This is a genomic window from Flavobacterium sp. (assembly GCF_047602195.1).
Classification (GTDB): domain Bacteria; phylum Bacteroidota; class Bacteroidia; order Flavobacteriales; family Flavobacteriaceae; genus Flavobacterium.
The window spans coordinates 20263-41190 of the sequence record NZ_JASGHW010000004.1 but is presented as its reverse complement, the minus strand read 5'-3'; the positions used below and the strand labels follow the sequence as shown (position 1 = coordinate 41190).

The following is a 20928-nucleotide window of genomic DNA, read 5'->3' as shown; positions in this document are numbered from 1 at the left end:
TAGGTTAAGTTTATGGTAGATTTGGGGCAAAAAGGGTGAAAGAAATTTCACCTTTTTTATTTTGTAAAAGTTTGAAAATCATCGACGAACGACACGTCAGGTGTTTTTCATCGATATAAAAAAAGCGGATTCTAAAATGAATCCGCTTTTCTTTTTTCAGTTTGTACTGATTTTATTTTTCCATCGCATATCTTCTGGCCACTTCGGTCCAGTTGATGACATTAAAGAATGCTTCGATATAATCCGGACGACGGTTTTGGTAATTCAAATAATACGCATGCTCCCAAACATCCATGCCCAGGATTGGCGTTCCACCGCAGCCTACTTCTGGCATGAGTGGGTTGTCTTGGTTTGGCGTACCGCACACTTCGAGTTTTCCGCCCGGATGCACACACAGCCAAGCCCAGCCCGATCCGAATTGGGTCGCGCCGGCTTTCGAGAACCTCGCCTTGAATTCGTCAAAAGTGCCGAAATCACGTTCGATGGCCGCTGCCAAATCGCCGCTCGGTTGCCCGCCGCCATTTGGGGACATCACCGTCCAGAATAAATTGTGGTTGTAAAAACCGCCGCCATTGTTGCGTACGGCTGCATTTTTCATATCGAGGTTGATCAGGATATTTTCGATCGTTTTGCCTTCCATATCCGTTCCGGCAATGGCCGCATTGAGGTTGGTCGTGTAGGCGTTGTGGTGTTTGCTATGGTGGATTTCCATCGTGCGCGCGTCAATATGCGGTTCGAGCGCATCATATGCATAAGGTAATTTCGGTAATTCGAATGCCATAAGAATTGATTTAAAATTGGTTCGTAAATATTTTATTCAAATTTAAAAATTTAACTTTGGAATCGGAAATCCTTTTTCGTTATAATTTCATTAATGAAAATAATGATTGGGAGCTATTTCCGGCTGTACGTTGCAATCTTTTGCCTACATTGTCATTTTGAGCAACAGCGAAAAATCTCAAGGCAAAAGGATTTCCACTGCCATCCGGGCTAGAGATTCCGAGACAGCAAACATTTGTCCTTAAATTCGAGCATTCGTGGCCAAACTCCAAACACCTTCGTTTTCAATTTACGACGCCTCGGCCGGCTCGGGAAAAACGCGCGCGTTGGTCAAGGAATACCTCAAGATCATTCTCGTTTCCAAAAAAGACGACGCCTACCGCAACATTCTCGCGATCACGTTCACCAACAAAGCGGTGCACGAAATGAAATCGCGCATCGTCGGCAGTCTTTCCGAATTCGCCAAGGACGACCCAGACGGCAAGGCGCAGCAGCTCATGCAGGACATCCACGTAGAGACGGGTTTGTCGCTGCCCGAAATCAAGCAGAAGGCCAAAAACATCATCCGCCACATCATCCACAATTATGCGGCCTTTGACATTTCGACGATCGATAAATTCACGCACCGTGTCATCCGTGCCTTTGCGCACGACCTCAATCTGCCGATGACGTTCGAGGTGTCACTCGATACCGAAAACCTGCTCATCGAAGCCGTCGATGCCATCATCGCCCAAGCCGGTGAAGATCCCGAACTGACCCAATTGCTGATCGATTTCACGATGGAAAAAACCGACGACGACAAATCGTGGGACGTGTCACGCGAAATCCTCGACACGGGCCGTTTGGTGCTCAACGAGAACCACCGCAACGAGATTGTGCATTTCCAGCAGAAATCGATTGCCGAGTTCATAGCGATCAAGAATAAACTGACCGAGGCGGTCGCTGCGCTTGATCAGCAAAACAAGGAACTGGCTGAACTCGCCTTGCAAATGATCGACCAAAACGGCATCGATCCCAAGTCATTTTCGCGCGGTACTTTCCCGAATCATTTGGGTTATATTCTCAACAACGAACTCAAAAGTTCGCACAAGCGGTTTTATGAATTTGACGACATCGCCATCAATAAAACGGCAGCCGACCGCGCGCTCATCGAAAACCTGATTCCCGAATGGCTTTCGATTTTGCAATCGGTTTACCGCAATTATGAAAAACGCGATTTCTATCGGGCGTTTCTCAAAAATATTACGCCGCTTTCGCTGCTCAATACGGTCAGCAATGAATTGGTAAAAATCCAGCAGGAACAAAATATCCTTTCGATTTCCGAATTCAACGCCATCATCCACCGCGAAATCCAAAACCAACCCGCGCCATTTATCTATGAACGATTGGGCGAGCGTTACCGTCATTTTTTTATCGATGAGTTTCAGGATACTTCAGAGATGCAATGGCAAAATTTGATTCCACTCATCGACAATGCGCTGGCGGGCCAGGATGACTTTGGTCAAAAAGGAACACTGATGATCGTCGGCGACCCAAAGCAGTCGATTTACCGTTGGCGCGGTGGAAAGGCCGAACAGTTTATTGCGCTTTCCAAGGACCACAATCCGTTCCACAATCCCGAAAAGCAAAATTTCAGCCTCGGCAAAAACTGGCGCAGTTATTCAGAAGTGGTCAGTTTTAACAACCAATTCTTTGCACAACTGGCCTCGCGTTTCGAACAGGCCGATTACCGTAATTTGTATGAAAACCACAGTGCACAGGAAGTCAACGACAAAACGGGCGGTTATGTGAACATCACTTTTTTGGCCAAACAGCAAGCCGAAGCAACCGACGAAGATCCGCTCGACAAGACCCAGCAGTATGTGCGCGCCACGCTCGAGACCATCGAAAAAGCAAGACGCGACGGATTCGAATACAAAGACATCGTTGTATTGGTGCGGCACAACAAAAATGGCATTGCAGTGGCGAATTACCTGACCGAACAAAACATTCCCTTGCAGTCTTCCGAAACCTTGATGATCCAGAATGCGACCGAGGTGCGGGTGATGGTTGCCTTGTTGCGTTACCTCAAGAACAACGCCGATCTCGAAGCAAAGGCGTTGTTCCTGCAATACATCGGGGAATATGTGCAGGACCAAATGCCCGTGCACGATTTCATCGCCGCAGGAATGGAACACCGCGACGAAACCGAATTTGAGGTCTGGCTTGCAGCGGCGACTGGCAATTCGAGTTTCTTGACGTTCCAGGAAATGCGCAAGAAATCGCTTTATGAATCGGTGGAATTGTTGGTGTCGAGGTTCATCCAGTCCGAGAAAAGCAATGCCTATGTGCAATACTTCCTCGATATTGTATTGGAACGCGACATGCGCGGACAGGCCGGAATTCCAGACTTTCTGGAGTTTTGGGACAAGAAATCGGACAGCTTCAGTATCCCATCGCCCGAAGGCAATGATGCCGTGCGGATCATTTCGATCCACAAATCGAAAGGGCTGGAATTTCCGGTGGTGATTTTGCCGTTTGCGGACGAGAATTACAGCAGGCAGCGCAAGGATCGGCTTTGGCTCGATGCTGAGGAATCGGAATTCGGTATTTCGAAAGTGCTCATCGACAACAGCAAAGCCGTGGAAGATTTTGGCGAGCATGCCGCGGTGATTTACCGACAGAAAAAACAAGAGGAATTGCTCGACAACATCAACGTCTTGTATGTGGCCCTGACCCGGGCCGAAGAACAGTTGTATGTCATTTCCGAGGCTGTGGAACCCAATAAGAGTGGGGAGTATCCCGAAAGCACGGCGACTTTTTTTATCGAATTTTTGATGGCCAAGGGCCTGTACCAAGAAAATCAATTGACGTACACTTTCGGAAACCCGCAAAGGCTTTCGGTCAAACACGATTTGGCCATCGGGACCAAGACCATTCCGGTGGTTGCCCAAACGTTGGATCCGGCCAGCATCAAAATTGCCCGAAGCGAGGCGCTCATGTGGGGAACGCACCAACAGGAAGCCATAGCGTACGGAAATGTGGTGCACGAAATATTGTCTTTCATCCATACGCCCAACGACATCGAACAGGCCCTTGAACGGGCCGCTGAAAATGGGCTCATTACGGTATTGCAAAAGGATGCGGTGCGCGAAACCATCTCAGAAATTGTGGGCCACAGTGCGCTTGCACCTTATTTTGCGGCGGACAACACCGTATGGAACGAGCAGTCCATTATCCAAAAACAACGTGGGACGGTCAAACCCGACCGCATGGTGCTCACACCGGGCAACCAAGTGCTGCTGCTCGATTACAAGACCGGACAACACCAGCACAAATACCAGCACCAACTCGAAGGCTACCAACAAGCAATCGAAGAAATGGGCTACGAGGTCGCCAAAAAAGTATTGGTTTACATAGGCGAAACCGTAAAAATAATACCTTTGTAATCCGATAAAAATAACAACCAACAACTGACAATATGTACGGTAAAATCAAAGAACACCTTCAAGGCGAATTGCAATCCATCGAAAGCAATGGGCTTTTCAAAAAAGAAAGAATCATCACTTCTGCACAGGGAGCGGAAATCACGGTCAACGGCAAAACGGTCTTGAATTTCTGTGCCAACAATTACCTCGGACTGTCTTCGCATCCCGAAGTGATCCAGGCGGCAAAAGATGCTTTGGACACCCACGGTTTCGGGATGTCGTCGGTGCGTTTCATCTGTGGGACACAGGACATCCACAAAACGCTCGAGCAGGCCATAGCCGATTTCTACGGCACCGAGGATACCATTTTATATGCGGCTGCTTTTGATGCCAACGGCGGGGTTTTCGAACCGCTTTTCGGCGAAGAGGATGCGATCATTTCGGACAGCCTGAACCACGCCTCGATCATCGACGGTGTGCGTTTGTGCAAGGCCAAGCGTTACCGTTATGAAAACAGTGACATGGCCGATTTGGAAAAACAACTCGTCGCGGCCAATGCCGCCGGGGCGCGTTTCAAGATCATCGTCACCGACGGGGTGTTTTCGATGGACGGCGTGGTCGCGCCGCTGGACAAAATCTGCGACCTGGCCGACCAATACGATGCGATGGTCATGGTGGACGAATGCCACGCAGCGGGCTTCATCGGGGCCACCGGAAAAGGAACACTGGAGGCCAAAGGCGTCATGGGGCGCGTGGATATCATTACCGGAACGTTGGGAAAAGCACTCGGGGGTGCCATGGGCGGCTATACGACAGGCAAGAAAGAAATCATTGAGTTGTTGCGCCAGCGTTCACGTCCGTATTTGTTTTCAAATTCATTGGCTCCGGCCATCGTGGGCGCTTCGATCAAGGTTTTCGAATTGCTCAAGAAAGACACCGCATTGCGCGACAAATTGGAGTGGAATACCAACTATTTCAAGGAAGGAATGAAAAAAGCGGGATTCGACATCATCGATGGCGATTCGGCTATTGTACCGGTGATGTTGTACGATGCCAAATTGTCTCAAACAATGGCTAATGAATTGTTAAAGGAAGGCATTTATGTCATCGGTTTCTTCTTCCCGGTAGTCCCGAAAGAAAAAGCGCGAATTCGCGTGCAATTGTCGGCTGCGCATAGTAAAGAGCACCTTGACAAAGCCATACAATCTTTTACGCTTGTAGGTAAATCACTAAATGTTATATAATCTCCATTTTTGGCCGTTTTTTTTAACATTTAGTTTTGTAGTTAAAAAATTACTATTTACTTTTGTTCAATAAAATATTGTAATCTAACAAAATTAAGTATGAAACATCTTAACAAATTATTTGCTGCTGCGTGCCTATTTATGGGGTTAAGTACACAAGCACAAGATAGTAACAATCCATGGGCGATTTCCTTTGGAACGAATGCGGTCGACACAAGAGTGAGTGCTGCATCTAAATTCGAAGATCAACTTTCACAGTACTTTAATGTTGAAGACAACTGGAACATCCTTCCATCTATTTCATACATTAATGTATCAAGACACGTAGGTAGTGGTTTCTCAGTTGGTGTAACTGGATCCATCAACAAAATCAAAAAATTTGTTGGAGAGCGTGGATATGTAAACGGAGAGCGTGCAGGTGAATATCCTGTAAGCAATCCAGGTGATTTGGCTTACTATGCTGCTGATGGTACCATCAAGTACAGCATCGGTAGCGCATTGGGCTGGAAATACATCGACCCTTCAGTTCATGTAGGTGGGGGTTATGTATGGTTGGAAGATGCCAACACAGGAATCGTAGAAGGAGGTCTTGGATTGACTTTCTGGTTCTCTGAAATGGTAGGTCTTTCATTGCAGTCTACTTACAAGCAATCATTCGACGAAAGAGAAGAAAGAGGAATGGCGAACAACGTTCCTTCACATATGCAACACTTCGCAGGTCTTACTTTCAAATTCGGAGGTAAAGATACTGACGGAGACGGAATCTACGACAAAGACGATGCTTGTCCAGAAGTAAAAGGTTTGAAGCAATTCAACGGATGTCCTGATACTGACGGTGACGGAATCGTTGACGGAAGCGATGCTTGTCCAGAAGTTGCTGGTTTGGCTGAATTCCAAGGATGTCCTGATACAGACGGTGACGGAATCGCTGACAAAGACGATGCTTGTCCAGAAGTTGCTGGTCCAAAATCATTGAATGGTTGTCCAGATGCTGACGGTGACGGTGTTGCTGATAAAGATGACAAATGTCCACAAGTTAAAGGACCAAAAGAAAACGGTGGATGTCCATGGCCAGATACAGACGGTGACGGAGTATTGGACAAAGACGACAGATGTCCAGATGTTAAAGGTACTGTAGCCAACAATGGTTGTCCAGAAATCTCTGAGGAGCAAATCATGAAGTTGAACGCTTACGCTAAAACGATCTTGTTCAACTCTGGTAAAGCTACTTTCCAACAACAAACGTTCCCAGTATTGCAGTCTATCGTTGCGATCTTGAAAGAATACCCTTCTTCTAAATTCAGCATCGAAGGACACACTGACAGCGATGGTAAAGATGCCATGAACCAAAAATTGTCTGAGGACAGAGCAGCAGCCGTTAAGAACTACTTGATCGAAAACGGAATCGCTTCTGACAGATTGTCTTCTGCAGGTTTCGGTGAAACTAAACCAATCGATTCTAACAAAACCAAAAAAGGTAAAGCCAACAACCGTCGTGTTGAGGTTAAATTGGTAAAATAATTTGATACCTTAAAATAATAGAAGAACGCCTCGATTTATCGGGGCGTTTTTTTATTTTTATACAATGGCAAACCCTACATTTCTCGACAAGATTGCACAGGTTATTCTTGAGGATTATTCTTCGAAGATGACGCAAACCATAGTGGTTCTGCCCAACAAGCGGGCGAGGATATTTCTCATGGAGGCACTTCGCAAACAGGCTGCCCAAACCATTTTCGCCCCCAAGATCATCAGCATCGAGGAACTGATACAGGATATTGCGGGAATCCGATCGGTTGATGCCGTCGAATTGGTTTTCGAATTTTATGAAGTTTACCTGTCGATTACCGAAAAGAAGAACCAGCAAACGTTTGAACTCTTTGCCAACTGGGCCAAGACGCTGTTGCAGGATTTCAACGAAATCGATCGCTACCTGCTCGACCCGGACAAGGTGCTCAAATACCTTGAAAACATTAAGGAAATCGAGCATTGGTCTGTGGATGTCGAAAACCGAACCGAGCTCATCGAGAATTACCTCAGTTTCTGGAAATTGTTGCCGCACTATTACCAATCGCTGTACGGCCATTTGCTTGCCAAAGGAATCGGCTACCAAGGCTTGATTTACAGGGAAGCCGTTAACAACCTCGAATATTATTCCCATTCACTCGCGCAAAGGCAATTGCTGTTTGCCGGTTTCAATGCCTTGAATGCCGCTGAAGAACAGATCATCCAACAATTACTGGCTACCGGACAGGCCAAGGTCTATTGGGATGCCGACCAGGCATTTTTGAACGACGCTTTCCACGATGCCGGACTTTTCATCAGGAGATTCAGGCAAAGTTGGAAACACTACAAATTTCATCCCTTCGAATGGATGGTGGACGATTTCGCCCAGACCAAGAAAATTGAAATTATCGGCACGCCGAAATCAATTGGCCAGGCCAAAATTGCCGGTGGCATCATTGAGCGTTTTATCCTTGAGAATCCCGATTCGAAACTGGATCGGATAGCGATGGTGTTGGGCGAGGAGAATTTGCTGATTCCGGTCCTGCACGCCTTGCCCCAATCGGTGAACGCCTTGAATATTACAATGGGGTATACGGCCAAAAACAATCCGGCGCAGATCCTGATCGCCAAATTGTTTAAGATGCATACCAATGCCCTGTCCCGAAGTGGCGAAAGTTATGTGCTGTATTACAAAGACGTACTCGACATCCTGACGCATCCGTTGGTTGAACCGTATGCCCATACCAAAATGCTGGCCCAAACCATCAACCGAAACAACTATACGTTTATCACACACAAGCGGTTGTATGAGCTTCAGTCCCATCCCAACAAGTTGTTTGGCCTGCTGTTCCAGAAATGGGAAAATGATGCCACGGCGGTTTTGCAGTCGATTTCGAATTTGCTCGAAACCATCAAGACCAACCTGGGCAACGACAGCGACCAAGACAAAATCGCCAAGACTTTTGTCTATGCGGTGTTCAAGACCATCAACAAGCTCATCAATTATTACGCACGCCACCAGCACATCAACGACATGCAGACACTGCACGTGATTTACAAGCAGGTCATCGATTTAGCCGAAGTGTCCTTTGAAGGCGAACCGCTCGACGGGCTCCAGATCATGGGCGTGCTCGAAAGCCGCGTGCTCGATTTCGAGACGGTGATCGTCACCTCGATGAACGAAGGAAAATTTCCCGCCGGGAAGTCGCAGAATTCGTTCATCCCTTACGATGTCAAACGCGAATTGGGATTGCCGACATTCAAGGAAAAAGACGCAATCTATACCTATCACTTTTACCATTTGCTCCAACGGGCCAAGAACATCTACCTGTTGTACAATACCGAAAGCGAAGGGCTCGATGCGGGTGAGAAAAGCCGATTCATTACGCAACTCGAAGTCGAAAAGCAACCGAAACACGAATTGACGCACGAAATCTACAACCCGGTCTTGCCCGAAACGGTTTACCAGCCCATGGTCATTCCCAAATCGGAAAGCGTAATGCTGCGGTTGAAAGAAATTGCTGAAAAAGGGTTTTCACCGTCGGCGCTGACGTCCTATATCCGAAACCCGATCGATTTCTATTTCCAGAAAATCCTGCGCATCAATGAAGTCGAAGAAGTGGAGGAAAACATCGCGCTCAATACGCTCGGAACCATCATCCATGGCACGCTTGAAGTGCTCTATACGCCCTTGATCGGCAAATACCTTTCGGAATCGGACATTGACAATTGCTTTAAGCTGCTTGATCAGGAAGTGCTCAAGCAATTCAAGGAAGTGTACAAGGAAGGTGAAATCAGGAAGGGGCGGAACCTGCTCGCGTTTGAGGTTGCCAAGCGAAATATTTCCAATTTCCTCAAGCTCGAGCGCGAAGACATCCGAAATGGGGCGGCCATCAAAATCCTCGAACTCGAGAAGAAATGCGAGGGGCGTGACCTTTTGCACAGCGATTTGCCCTATCCCGTAAAAATTGCAGGAACGGTCGACCGTATTGAGGAGCACAACGGGAAAATCCGTATCATCGATTATAAGACCGGAAAAGTCGAATCGGGGAGTGTAACGCTCAAAAGCTGGAACGGGCTCACCCAGGACATCAAAAACGACAAAATCATACAGCTTTTGGCCTATGCCTTCATGTATGCGCCAGAGATTGGGACCCAAGAGGTGGAAGTGGGCATCGTGTCGTTCAAAAACCTCAGGGCTGGATTTTTGCCCTTCCAATACAAGGAAGAAAGAGAAGGCGTTTCGGTGGTTACCGAGACGATTTCCGAAAGTTATAAGGATGAACTGGCGGTATTGCTCAAGGAAATTCTCGATCCCGCAATTCCATTTACCGAAAAAATCAACTAGAGTTTTTTAAAGAAAGCCAAAAGCGTTTCGAGCAATGCATCGCGGTTTTCAATCAGGCTCATGTGCCCGTCGGGAAAAGCGACGAGTTGCACTTTGGTATTTTCGGCCTGCTCGATCGATTCGTCATAATTGAGCACCGGATCTTTTTGGCCCAAAACCAACAACACCGGATAGGGTCCGAAATGCAACAAAACTTCCCTGTCTTTCCTGATTTTCATGCCTTCAAGCGCAGCTACGATTCCCTGCAACGGTGTTTTCAAGGCTTCGACTTTGACTTTTTCGATTGCATCGGCAAGCCTTTCCCGATTTGGTTCGCTGAACAAATTGGCGATCGAGAGCCGCACAAACGAAGTGTGGTCTTTCTTGACGGCTTGTATCGCACGGTCGCGGTTGGCTTTGCGCTCGTCGCTGTCGGCCCTTGAAGTCGAATTGACCAATGCCAATCCTTTTACATTCTCGGGATACAATTCGGCGTAGGCCAAAGCCACATAGCCACCCATCGAATGTCCCGCGAAAATCGCCTTACGGATACGCAATTCGCTTAAAACCTCCTGTACCATATCGGCCTGGTCTTCCATTGTATGGATGTAACCGAGGCTTTCGCTTTGGCCGTGACCGAGCAAATCAATGGTAATGACGCGGTATTTTTTGGACAGTTCGGCGACGAAGAAATCCCACATGGATTGGTTTTCAAGAAAGCCGTGCAGCAAAACGACTGCCGTCCCTTTGCCGGTATCGGAATAGGAAATTTGGGTGTTTTTGTAGGTGGTGGTTTTCAAAATGTACAACTTGGGTTGGTTGTAACAAAAATAAGCATTACGATTGTAGAAAAGAATGCAGCGCCTTAAAATATTCCTTCTCCGCATCGAGCCAACCATAATGCCCGCAATGCTCTAAAAAGACCACTTCCGAATTCTGAAAAGCCCGGTGCGCAATCTCAGCCGTTTCAGCCTTAATAATGTCGTCCTTGCCTTGGATGATCAAAACGGGTTTCTTGTAATTTTTAAGTTTCGGCGCGCAGTCAAAATGAATGCGGTCCAGGTCGTCCCAAATCAACTGGTTCAAATCGGCATTGCCCTGGGTTAACCGTTCGGCGAGAATCGGGACATACTTTTTGTCGTACAAATAAGCGGGTGCCAAGTTTCGGCCGCGCCCCAAACGGGTCTGGTGTGTGGTGTCGCCTTTGGCGATTTTGGCATTCCAATAAGCCAATGAATCACGCTCTGTTTTGGTGAGTTTCGATTGGATTGCGGCACCCACATATTGGGTCAATCCCAAATCGATCCCGCCCGAAGCCGATAAAATCAATTTGTCAATCCGTTCAGGGTAAAGCGTCGCGTAATAGGAAGCGAGCATGCCGCCAAAAGAATGCCCCAGAACATGCCATTTTTCCAATTTAAGGTGTTTGCGCAGCGATTCGATGTCCGAGGCCATCAGTTGCATCGAGACCGTCTTGGAATCGAGTTTTTGCAGCACCGATTTCCCGGTGCCTCTTTGGTCGTAAATAATCACGAGATTGTGCTTGGAAAGTTTCTGTGCCAAGGCTTCAAAACCATTGCTGTTCATTCCGGGTCCGCCATTGATGATGAGCAAGGGCTGGCCAGAACCATAAGTGCGGTAATGGGTTTTCGAACCATCGGTGTTGGGAGAAAAACCGCCGGACTGTGCCTGCGCTACCAAACTGAGCAAGAATAGAAAGAGGATTTTTTTCATAAAAAAAAAACGGCTTACCGATTAGTAAGCCGCTTGTTGTTTTTGTTACGCATTCATGAGATTTTCGATTTCATCGACCTCAATCGGGATGTTGCGCATGAGGTTCAGCGGTTCGCCTTTTTCCTGGACGACCACATTGTCTTCGAGACGGATGCCGAAACCTTCGGCCGGAATATAGATGCCCGGCTCTACCGTAAAGACCATGTTGGCTTTCATCGGCTCGTGCAGCAAACCGTAATCGTGCGTGTCCAGCCCCAAATGGTGCGAGGTACCGTGCATGAAATATTTCTTGTAGGCCGGCCAATCCGGATTTTCGTTTTGTACGTCGGCTTTGTCGATGAGTCCGAGACCCAGCAATTCCGAAGTCATGATCTTGCCCACTTCCTTGTGGTATTCTTTCCATAAAGTGCCCGGGACGAGCAGTTTGGTCGCTTCATTTTTGACACGCAAAACCGCGTTGTAAACGGCTTTCTGGCGGTCGGTATAACGGCCCGAAACGGGAATCGTACGCGACAAATCGCTGGAGTAATTGGCGTATTCGGCGGCCACGTCGAGCAAAATCAAATCGCCAGCCTTGCACGGTTGGTTGTTTTCGATGTAATGCAATACGTTGGCATTGTTTCCCGAAGCGATGATCGGTGTGTAGGCAAACCCTTTCGAACGGTTGCGGATGAATTCGTGGATCAATTCGGCTTCGATTTCATATTCGGTTACATTCGGCTTGACAAACGAAAGCAAGCGACGGAAACCTTTCTCGGTAATGTTGCAGGCCGTTTGCATCAAATCGATTTCCTGTTGTTCCTTGATGGAACGGATGCGTTGCAAAATCGGGTTGCTCTTGGCGACACCGTGTGCGGGATATTTTTCCTTCCACCATTTCACGAAACGCGCCTCACGGGTTTCGGTTTCGACCGATTGGCGGTAATGCTCGTTGGTGTTGATGTACATCGTTTCGGCATAGGTCATGAGTTCGAACAGTACTTTTTCGAAATCGGTGAGCCAATACACGGTCTTGATGCCCGATACTTCGAACGCGCGCTCCTTGGTCAGTTTTTCGCCTTCCCAAATCGCGATGTGCTCGTTGGTTTCGCGCAGGAACAAAATTTCGCGTTGGTGTTCGTAAGGGGCATCGGGGAACAACACCAAAATGCTTTCTTCCTGGTCCACGCCGCTCAGGTAAAAAATGTCGCGGTGCTGCTGGAACGGCATCGTGCTGTCGGCACTGATCGGGTAAATATCGTTGGAATTGAAAACAGCAATGCTGTTGGGTTTCATTTGTGCGGTGAATTTTGAGCGGTTCTTGATGAAAAGATTCCGGTCAATTTGATGGTATTTCATACGAATTATTTTTGAATCCCAAAATTAAGCTAATAAGTTGGAATTTGGTTTTTGCGAATCGAAATTATAATAAACTATATTTGTCTGCGTTAATGAAATATTAAAACCGACAACATGAAAATCAAATTGTTATTTGCCGGATTAGTTTTGGCCCTGGGTCTGGGCTTTGTTTCTTGTGACGACAACGATGACAAGGAGGAGCTTTATCCGCCTACGCAAACGCCTGAATCATCGGAGCCGAGCCTTGTTGTCAAATTCAAATTCGACAAAAACCAGGAGCGTCTTAACAATATCGGGCAACCTTCGACAGTAGCGGCGGGCAATGCGGCCATCTCTCCCGATTTCAATTCGATTTCAGCACATTATTTTGAACTCGCGCCAAACGCCTATACGCAGATTGGACAAGGTGCGGTTTTGTATCATGCGCCCGAGACGACCATGGGCGGCCAAAATGCGATCGATTTCAGCCAGTCGAAAATCGTGTCGCAGGGCGAGACCTTCCTTAGGATTCCATTGAAAAATATAGCCGCCGGTGAGTACGAATGGGTTCGTGTTTCATTGGCTTACCAAAACTACAACATCCCCGTTCGCGCCAATGGGGTAGATTATGCCGGGACGTTGGCCAGTTTTGTCGGGTTCCGAACCTATATCGGGACACACGAGATTGGGAATTCTATTTTTCCGGTCAATGCCAATAAAAATCAGGGTTACTGGGCATTTGCTTTGGCCGATTATCCATTTTCCACCGAAGGCCAGGCAGGCGCAACAACGGTTCCGAACCCCATCGCATCGACTTCACCGATTCCTGCGGGATCTTGCGTGGTGACGGGCAAATTCGCCAACAAATTGACCATTACCGGTACGGAAACCAAAGATGTGATGGTAACACTTTCGCTTTCGGTCAACAAAAGTTTCGAATGGCATGAAGTGGTGCTCGATGGAAAATATGAACCGGCACAAGGTGAATATGTTGTCGATATGGGCTTGCGCGGATTGATTCCATCTTACCAGATTGCGCCGTAAATCATTGATACAATATCTTTTGAAGCCCCGTCTGGGGCTTTTTTATTTTTCATTTTAAAATCATTATAAATAACATCGAAAAGGTTGTAGTTAATCTCTGTTTGCCGTATTTTTGTGTGGATTTTTAAAACTCTCACAAACAAATATTATGGCAAAATCTGCATTATTAAAGTCGTCCCTTGCGAAAAAGTACTGGATGGCTCTGACAGGTTTATTTTTATGCTTGTTCCTCGTTGGCCACTTGGCCGGAAACCTTCAACTCCTTGTTCCCGACAACGCTTTGAACTTCAATAAATACGCGTTGTTTATGACCACCAATCCAGCGGTCAAAATCTTGTCCTACCTGACTTATGCGTCGATTATTTTTCACGCTTTTGATGGGGCTTGGCTCACTTACAAAAACGCCAAGGCCAGACCCATCAACTATGCTAAAAACAATGCGGCGGCAAACAGTGCCTGGGCTTCAAGAAACATGGGGGTTTTGGGAACGGTGATTCTCATTTTTATCGTGACGCACATGACCACTTTCTGGGCGCCGATGCATTTTGACAAGAACATGCCGCTCCAAACGATCAACATCGACATGATGGGCCAGAAATCGGAATATTATGTTACCACCGACGGAGGATATTTGCCAAAGGCGCAGGTCGACCAAAAGATGGTTTACATCAAAGACAGAACAGATTTTTATGACAGCCGTGCCAATGTCAAAATCAAGGAAGGTTACAAAGATTTGTACAAAATTACCATTGCGTTTTTCAAAGATGCCAAATACGGATTGATCTACACTTTGCTTTACGTGCTTTCCATGGGTGTGTTGGCTTTCCACTTGTACCACGGATTCGGAAGTGCTTTCCAATCCTTGGGCGCCAATAATCCAAAATACAATGGATTGATCAAAATCACGGGAATCGGATTCTCCATCATCGTTCCTTTGCTGTTTGCCATCATTCCACTTTACATTCATTTTATCCTTAAAGCATAATTTACCATGGCATTAGATTCAAAGATACCAGCTGGCCCTATTGCAGAAAAATGGACCAATTATAAAAACCACATCAATCTCGTTAACCCTGCCAACAAACGCAACATCGATATTATTGTCGTAGGTACCGGATTGGCCGGAGGTTCAGCGGCGGCGACGCTGGCCGAACTCGGGTACAACGTAAAAGCATTTTGTTTCCAGGATTCACCGCGTCGTGCGCACTCTATTGCGGCTCAGGGCGGAATCAACGCTGCCAAAAACTACATGGGCGATGGCGACTCGACGTTCCGTTTGTTCTATGATACCGTAAAAGGCGGTGACTACCGTGCACGTGAAGCGAACGTACACCGTTTGGCGGAAGTTTCGGCCAACATCATCGACCAGTGTGTCGCCCAAGGTGTACCGTTGGCCCGTGAATATGGCGGATTGCTCGACAACCGTTCGTTTGGTGGAACCTTGGTTTCCCGTACGTTCTATGCCAAAGGACAAACCGGCCAGCAATTGTTGCTCGGTGCCTATTCGGCAATGAACCGTCAAATCGGACGGGGCAAGATCAAGATGTACAACCGTCATGAAATGCTCGACCTGGTTATCGTCAACGGAAAAGCGCGCGGCATCATTGCCAGAAACCTCATTACCGGTGAAATCGAAAGACATTCGGCGCATGCGGTCGTGATCGGTTCGGGCGGTTATGGGAACGTTTTCTTCCTTTCGACCAATGCGATGGGAAGCAACGCGACGGCAGCTTGGAAAATCCACAAAAAAGGGGCGTTTTTTGCCAATCCTTGTTATACACAAATCCACCCGACCTGTATTCCGGTTTCGGGTGACCACCAATCGAAATTGACCCTGATGTCCGAATCGTTGCGTAACGATGGACGCATCTGGGTACCGAAAAGCCTCGAAAGATGCCAAAGCCATCCGAGAAGGCCGTAAAAAACCAACCGATTTGTCGGAAGAAGAAAGAGATTATTACCTCGAAAGAAGATATCCATCATTTGGTAACCTCGTTCCGCGTGACGTAGCGTCGCGTGCTGCCAAGGAAAGATGCGATGCCGGATTCGGTGTCAATAAAACAGGAGAAGCCGTTTACCTCGATTTTGCTGCGGCGATCCAACGTTACGGAAAGGAGCAGGCTTACATTAAGGGAGTCGATGCCAATGACGCCAAAGCAGTAACCGCTCTCGGAACTGCCGTAGTCGAAGAGAAATACGGAAACTTGTTCCAGATGTACGAGAAAATCGTCGATGAGAATCCGTACAAAACGCCAATGATGATCTACCCGGCGGTACACTACACCATGGGCGGAACTTGGGTAGATTACAATTTAATGACCACCATTCCGGGCTGTTTCTCCATCGGGGAATCGAATTTCTCGGATCACGGTGCGAACCGCCTCGGGGCTTCTGCCTTGATGCAAGGTTTGGCCGACGGTTATTTCGTATTGCCTTACACCATCGGCGATTATTTGGCGCCGGACATCAAAACGGGAAAAATCTCTACCGATTTGCCCGAGTTTATCGAGGCCGAGAAAAATGTACGCGACCAATTGGAAAAATTCATCAACAACAATGGTAAATATTCGGTAGACCATTTCCACAAGAAGCTCGGAAAAATCATGTGGGATAAAGTCGGAATGGCGCGTAATGCCCAAGGTTTGACCGAGGCCATCAGTGAAATTGCCGCCTTGCGCGAAGAATTCCACCGCGATGTCAAAGTGCCAGGAACGCTCAACAGCTTCAACCAGGAGCTCGAAAAAGCGATGCGTGTGGCCGATTTCCTGGAGCTCGGGGAATTGTTTGCCAAAGATGCTTTGCACAGAAACGAATCCTGTGGCGGTCACTTCCGTGAGGAATACCAATCAGAAGATGGGGAAGCCAAAAGGGATGACGACAATTTTGCTTATGTTGCCGCCTGGGAATACAAAGGAAAACCAAGCGAAGCGGTATTGCACAAAGAAAACCTCGTGTTTGATAATGTTAAATTGGTAACGCGCAGTTACAAATAATACAAAGGAAAGTATGAAACTGACTTTAAAAATATGGCGTCAGAAAAATGCCGCCGACAAAGGACAAATGGTAGACTATCCAATCGACGGAATCGAGCCGGATATGTCATTCCTTGAAATGCTCGACGTGTTGAACGAACAGTTGATCAACAAAGGCGATGAGCCGGTGGCTTTCGACCATGATTGCCGCGAAGGAATCTGTGGAATGTGCTCGCTTTACATCAACGGTGAAGCGCACGGCCCGGACAGAGGCGTTACGACTTGCCAACTGCACATGCGTATGTTCAAGGATGGCGATACGATTTACATCGAACCGTTCCGCGCCAAAGCGTTTCCTGTAATCAAGGATTTGGTGGTCGACAGAAGTTCATTCGACCGCATCCAGCATGCCGGCGGATTCATCTCGGTCAATACTTCGGGAAGAACCATCGATGCCAATACCATCCCGATCCCTAAACACGATGCCGACCGTGCGTTTGACGCTGCGACCTGTATCGGATGCGGGGCTTGCGTGGCCTCTTGTAAGAACTCATCGGCGATGTTGTTCGTTTCGGCCAAAGTATCGCAATTCGCGTTGTTGCCGCAAGGAAAGGTAGAAGCACACGACCGTGTACTCAACATGGTACACCAAATGGACGCCGAAGGTTTCGGAAACTGTACCAATACCGGTGCCTGCGAAGTCGAATGTCCGAAAGGCATTTCACTCGAGAATATTGCCCGAATGAACAGGGAATATTTATCGGCGAGCATCAAATAAGATTTCAACTCGGAAAATCCCAATCGAAAGGTTGGGATTTTTTATTTTAGCACTCATGAAAGTAGCACTCATTCAAGCGCCATTGGTTTGGGAAAATGCCGAAGCCAACCGCCAGTATTTTAGCCACAAAATCGAAGCAACCGAAGCCGATTTGATCGTATTGCCCGAAATGTTCAGTACGGGCTTTACGATGGAACCGCAGCGCGTAGCCGAAAAGATGTCGGGTGAAACGGTACTGTGGATGCAATCGACTGCGATGGCCCGACAAACCGCCCTGGTCGGCAGCTTGGTCATCGCGGAAAATGGCCACTTTTACAACCGCATGCTGTTTGTGCATCCGTCAGGCACGATTCAGCAATACGACAAAAGGCATTTGTTTACCTTGGCTGGAGAAAACAATGTTTATGCCCCGGGGAAAGAGAAATTAGTAGTTGATTACAGAGGTTGGAAAATTTGCCCCTTGGTTTGTTACGACCTTCGTTTTCCGGTTTTTTCGCGCAATGTGGAAAACTATGATTTGCTGATTTACAGTGCCAATTGGCCAAAACCCAGAACCAATGCCTGGGATGCGCTGCTCAAAGCGCGCGCCATTGAAAACATGAGTTACGTGATCGGGCTCAACAGGATTGGCGAAGATGCCAACGGTCACCAATACATCGGGCATTCGCAGCTTATCGACGGGCTCGGTAATTTTGTTATTACGCCTTCTGAGTCGGAAGTGGTGATGATGGCCGAATTGGATTTGGAGCACATCCGCGAGATCCGAAAAAAATTCCCGTTCCTCGAAGACCGCGACCAGTTTAAGGTGATGCCAGATTGATGGTTTGCTCGACATCCCAATTGGCCCTCACATCGATCGGTTTCGAATAGTATATGACTTGTTCGGTTTGTCTTTTTTCGAGGAAACTGCCCGTATCCCAGACTTTATTTTTGTTTTCATCATAGATGATGCGTAGCGTAAATAACTCCGGGCTGACGAGGTTAAAATCGATTTTCGCGGCGCCTTCGGAATATTCGGAATAGAGTACGGCACCTTTGTCATTGGTCAGTTCGATAATAATCGGGAATTGCCTCACATTTTCCAGTTTGAGGGTCAGGTTGCCATATTCCGATGTGTTCCGGGTCTCAAATGCATAAGTCAAGGTGTCGTTGGTCCGTTCCATGTAATCGGTTAAGGCGCCGGGAAACAACTTAAGCTTGTATTTCTGCAAAGGTTCTTTGGCAAAATCGAAACCAACCTCTTGCTTGGGCTCATCGTATACCGTTTTTAAGGCCACTGCGACCGAATCTTTGTCAAGCAACTGCATTTTGGTAACGTCAAACTTTGACAACGGAACGGAGGCTTGCAGCGTAAACTTTTCGCGCAAAGGCAGGACACTTTTTTGGACCGGGTTCAAGCTCAGCGTATCGGCTTTTTGGTTTTTGATGCGTACGGTAAACTGTTCCGTCTTGTCATTTTTGCTCACTTCTGCCACCAGCGAATCCAATTTTACCGAAGCGTCAAGTTTGATGGGTTTGTACCAAATCTGGAGTGAATCTTTATCGGGTAAAGGGGTCGTCACGATGTCGAGCGGCTGGTTGCCTTTGCGCAGCAAGATTTTGGCGTCTTTTGGATTGCCCTCGTAGCCCATGAACAATTTGTTTCCCGATGCCTGGGTAATTTTTTTCACCTTGAACGGGACGACTTCCTTGAACATTTCTATTTCATAGACCGTATCGTTCGGAATGGTGATGTATTGTTTGTGAAACCCGATTTTTTCCTCCTTTGGGTTGAATTTGTAATTCGAATTGGCGTCTTTGATGGCGACCAATTGGTATTTGCCGGCCTTGAGGTTTTCGAGCTTGAAAACCGTGGCGCTGTCCAAAGTATTGGTCACATAACGCGGATTTTGTTTGTAAACCAACGAATCGTTGTATTTTTCATCCACCTCATACAGCATGACCGTTACGAAATTGTCGGTCGTTTTCTCAAAAGCATCCTTGATTTTTCCATTCAACGACAGCGAATCGATATAAGGCCCGGTCGAAAAAACATATTTGAATTGACGATAGGCATTGCCTTCGTTATTGTCTTCAATGCTCTGCCCAAAATTGAAACTGTAAGTGGTGTTGGGCTGTAAGGTATCATTGATCTTAACCGTAATGTATTTACTGGCGTTGTTCGGCAGAATTTCGGGTGTATTCTTCATCGGCGGGGAAACAATGAGCTGCTTGTTGATGTTTTTGAGCTTGACGTATTCGTCAAAGTTCAGTCTGATCGTTGAGCCGGTGAAATTGGTCGAATAGTTTTTTGGGAAACTGTTTTTGAGCACAGGCGCAATGGTATCTTTCAATCCGCCTGAGATGGTTCCCCTTTTGGCACAACTGGCCAAGACGATCACAAAGAACAGGCACAAATAGCGAAAGTGTTTTTGTAGCATGAAGCGTATTTTTTCAAACCACAAAATAACGATTATATTTATTCTTAACGAAATGTTTTACAGATTTATTGGCATTGTATCCGAAGCCATTTCCTATTCCTAAATAACGAAGGAATGAATCGAGATTAGTATATTATTACACTAATTTTATATAGTTCAATGTCAAAGTATTGGGTCAGGAATGGGATAAGGCCATACACACAATACTGATGCGTGCTCCCGGTATTTTAAGCAGCGCCTTGCTACAGGATTCCAAGGTGGATCCGGTGGTCAGCACATCGTCGATGAGCAAGAAATGCAAATGGTGGTCCTGTTCAGAAAAGACGACGTCAAAAATTTCCTTGGTGCCCAATTCGGACCTGCCGAGCAGGTTTTTCTTCGTTTGTGTTTTCGAATATACTTTGCGGATCAGGATGTTTTGGTTCAATGGCTTTCCGAGATTTTCGGACAGCGCCAAACCGAAACGGCTGACCTGATTGTATCCGCGCTGCCTTAATTTCTTGGGATGCAAGGGAACGGGTATAATGGCATCAACCGATTGAAGCGCCCCGATCGTTTTCAAATCGGCGCCATACCAATGACCCAATGCGGCACCAATTTCTTCCATCCCCTTGTACTTGAGTTGATGGATCAATTCCTGTACGATCCCTTTTTTGTGGTAATAAAGGAAAGCTGCCGCGAATACTACATCGACTTTGCCATAAAATTTTTTGAAGGCTTCATTTTGAGGGATCAGGTGGTGGCCGGTCTGTGGAACTTCATGACGGCAACGGCTACAAATGGCATTTTCACTGACGAGCAGCAAGGAATCACAACCCGCACAAACGGGCGGGAAGAATAAATGGATCAGGCTGGTAAACATATTGAATGGCTTTGAAAACATAAAGTTATAAAAATCA

14 protein-coding genes and 1 pseudogene are annotated in these 20928 nt (G+C 47.1%); 9 read left to right on the top strand and 6 right to left on the bottom strand.

What is annotated here, in order from left to right; translation table 11 throughout:
- Positions 1-172: 172 nt before the first annotated feature.
- A complete protein-coding gene (locus tag QM717_RS06605) occupies positions 173-781 on the bottom strand; it encodes a superoxide dismutase (protein ID WP_415036089.1) in 609 nt (202 codons plus the stop codon).
- 256 nt (positions 782-1037) lie between these two features.
- On the opposite strand from QM717_RS06605, the gene QM717_RS06600 reads away from it, so the two are divergent.
- The 4 genes from QM717_RS06600 (at position 1038) to QM717_RS06585 (ending at position 9785) form a co-directional block, all read left to right on the top strand.
- Positions 1038-4208, top strand: coding sequence for a UvrD-helicase domain-containing protein (locus QM717_RS06600; protein ID WP_415036087.1), 3171 nt, complete (start codon positions 1038-1040; stop codon positions 4206-4208).
- 32 nt (positions 4209-4240) lie between these two features.
- Entirely contained in the window at positions 4241-5431 is a 1191-nt protein-coding gene (gene kbl / locus QM717_RS06595; protein WP_415036085.1) for a glycine C-acetyltransferase, read from the top strand.
- Positions 5432-5530: 99 nt separating this feature from the next.
- A complete protein-coding gene (locus QM717_RS06590) occupies positions 5531-6952 on the top strand; it encodes an OmpA family protein (protein WP_415036083.1) in 1422 nt (473 codons plus the stop codon).
- A 64-nt stretch (positions 6953-7016) separates the two neighbouring features.
- Positions 7017-9785 (top strand): PD-(D/E)XK nuclease family protein, encoded by a 2769-nt coding sequence (locus tag QM717_RS06585; protein ID WP_415036081.1) that lies wholly within the window; start codon positions 7017-7019, stop codon positions 9783-9785.
- Here the strand turns inward: QM717_RS06585 and QM717_RS06580 are convergent.
- From QM717_RS06580 to QM717_RS06570, 3 genes are read right to left on the bottom strand one after another with little or no spacing between them, the layout of a single operon-like run.
- A complete protein-coding gene (locus QM717_RS06580; protein ID WP_415036079.1) occupies positions 9782-10564 on the bottom strand; it encodes an alpha/beta fold hydrolase in 783 nt (260 codons plus the stop codon). The two genes, QM717_RS06585 and QM717_RS06580, sit on opposite strands and share 4 nt — an antisense overlap.
- 37 nt (positions 10565-10601) lie before the next feature.
- Entirely contained in the window at positions 10602-11498 is an 897-nt protein-coding gene (locus tag QM717_RS06575) for an alpha/beta fold hydrolase (RefSeq protein WP_415036077.1), read from the bottom strand.
- A gap of 45 nt (positions 11499-11543) precedes the next feature.
- The gene (locus tag QM717_RS06570; protein WP_415036075.1) at positions 11544-12836 is read right to left on the bottom strand and encodes an aminopeptidase P family protein; all 1293 of its coding nucleotides are present in this window, start codon (positions 12834-12836) and stop codon (positions 11544-11546) included.
- Positions 12837-12950: 114 nt separating this feature from the next.
- On the opposite strand from QM717_RS06570, the gene QM717_RS06565 reads away from it, so the two are divergent.
- From QM717_RS06565 to QM717_RS06545, 5 genes and pseudogenes are all read left to right on the top strand, one after another.
- Positions 12951-13859 (top strand): hypothetical protein, encoded by a 909-nt coding sequence (locus tag QM717_RS06565; RefSeq protein ID WP_415036073.1) that lies wholly within the window; start codon positions 12951-12953, stop codon positions 13857-13859.
- 148 nt (positions 13860-14007) lie between these two features.
- Positions 14008-14844, top strand: a complete 837-nt coding sequence (locus QM717_RS06560; RefSeq protein ID WP_415036071.1) for a succinate dehydrogenase cytochrome b subunit — start codon at positions 14008-14010, stop codon at positions 14842-14844.
- A gap of 6 nt (positions 14845-14850) precedes the next feature.
- Positions 14851-16852: pseudogene (locus tag QM717_RS06555) on the top strand (fumarate reductase/succinate dehydrogenase flavoprotein subunit).
- 13 nt (positions 16853-16865) lie between these two features.
- A complete protein-coding gene (locus QM717_RS06550) occupies positions 16866-17609 on the top strand; it encodes a succinate dehydrogenase/fumarate reductase iron-sulfur subunit (RefSeq protein ID WP_415036069.1) in 744 nt (247 codons plus the stop codon).
- 55 nt (positions 17610-17664) lie between these two features.
- Entirely contained in the window at positions 17665-18429 is a 765-nt protein-coding gene (locus QM717_RS06545; RefSeq protein ID WP_415036067.1) for an amidohydrolase, read from the top strand.
- Here QM717_RS06545 and QM717_RS06540 read toward each other — a convergent pair.
- Both QM717_RS06540 and QM717_RS06535 read right to left on the bottom strand, forming a co-directional pair.
- Positions 18410-20029 (bottom strand): Ig-like domain-containing protein, encoded by a 1620-nt coding sequence (locus tag QM717_RS06540; protein ID WP_415036065.1) that lies wholly within the window; start codon positions 20027-20029, stop codon positions 18410-18412. The two genes, QM717_RS06545 and QM717_RS06540, sit on opposite strands and share 20 nt — an antisense overlap.
- Positions 20030-20204: 175 nt before the next feature.
- Positions 20205-20891 carry a ComF family protein gene (locus tag QM717_RS06535; protein WP_415036063.1) on the bottom strand — a complete coding sequence of 229 codons (687 nt, stop codon included), beginning with the start codon at positions 20889-20891 and terminating at the stop codon, positions 20205-20207.
- Positions 20892-20928: the final 37 nt, after the last annotated feature.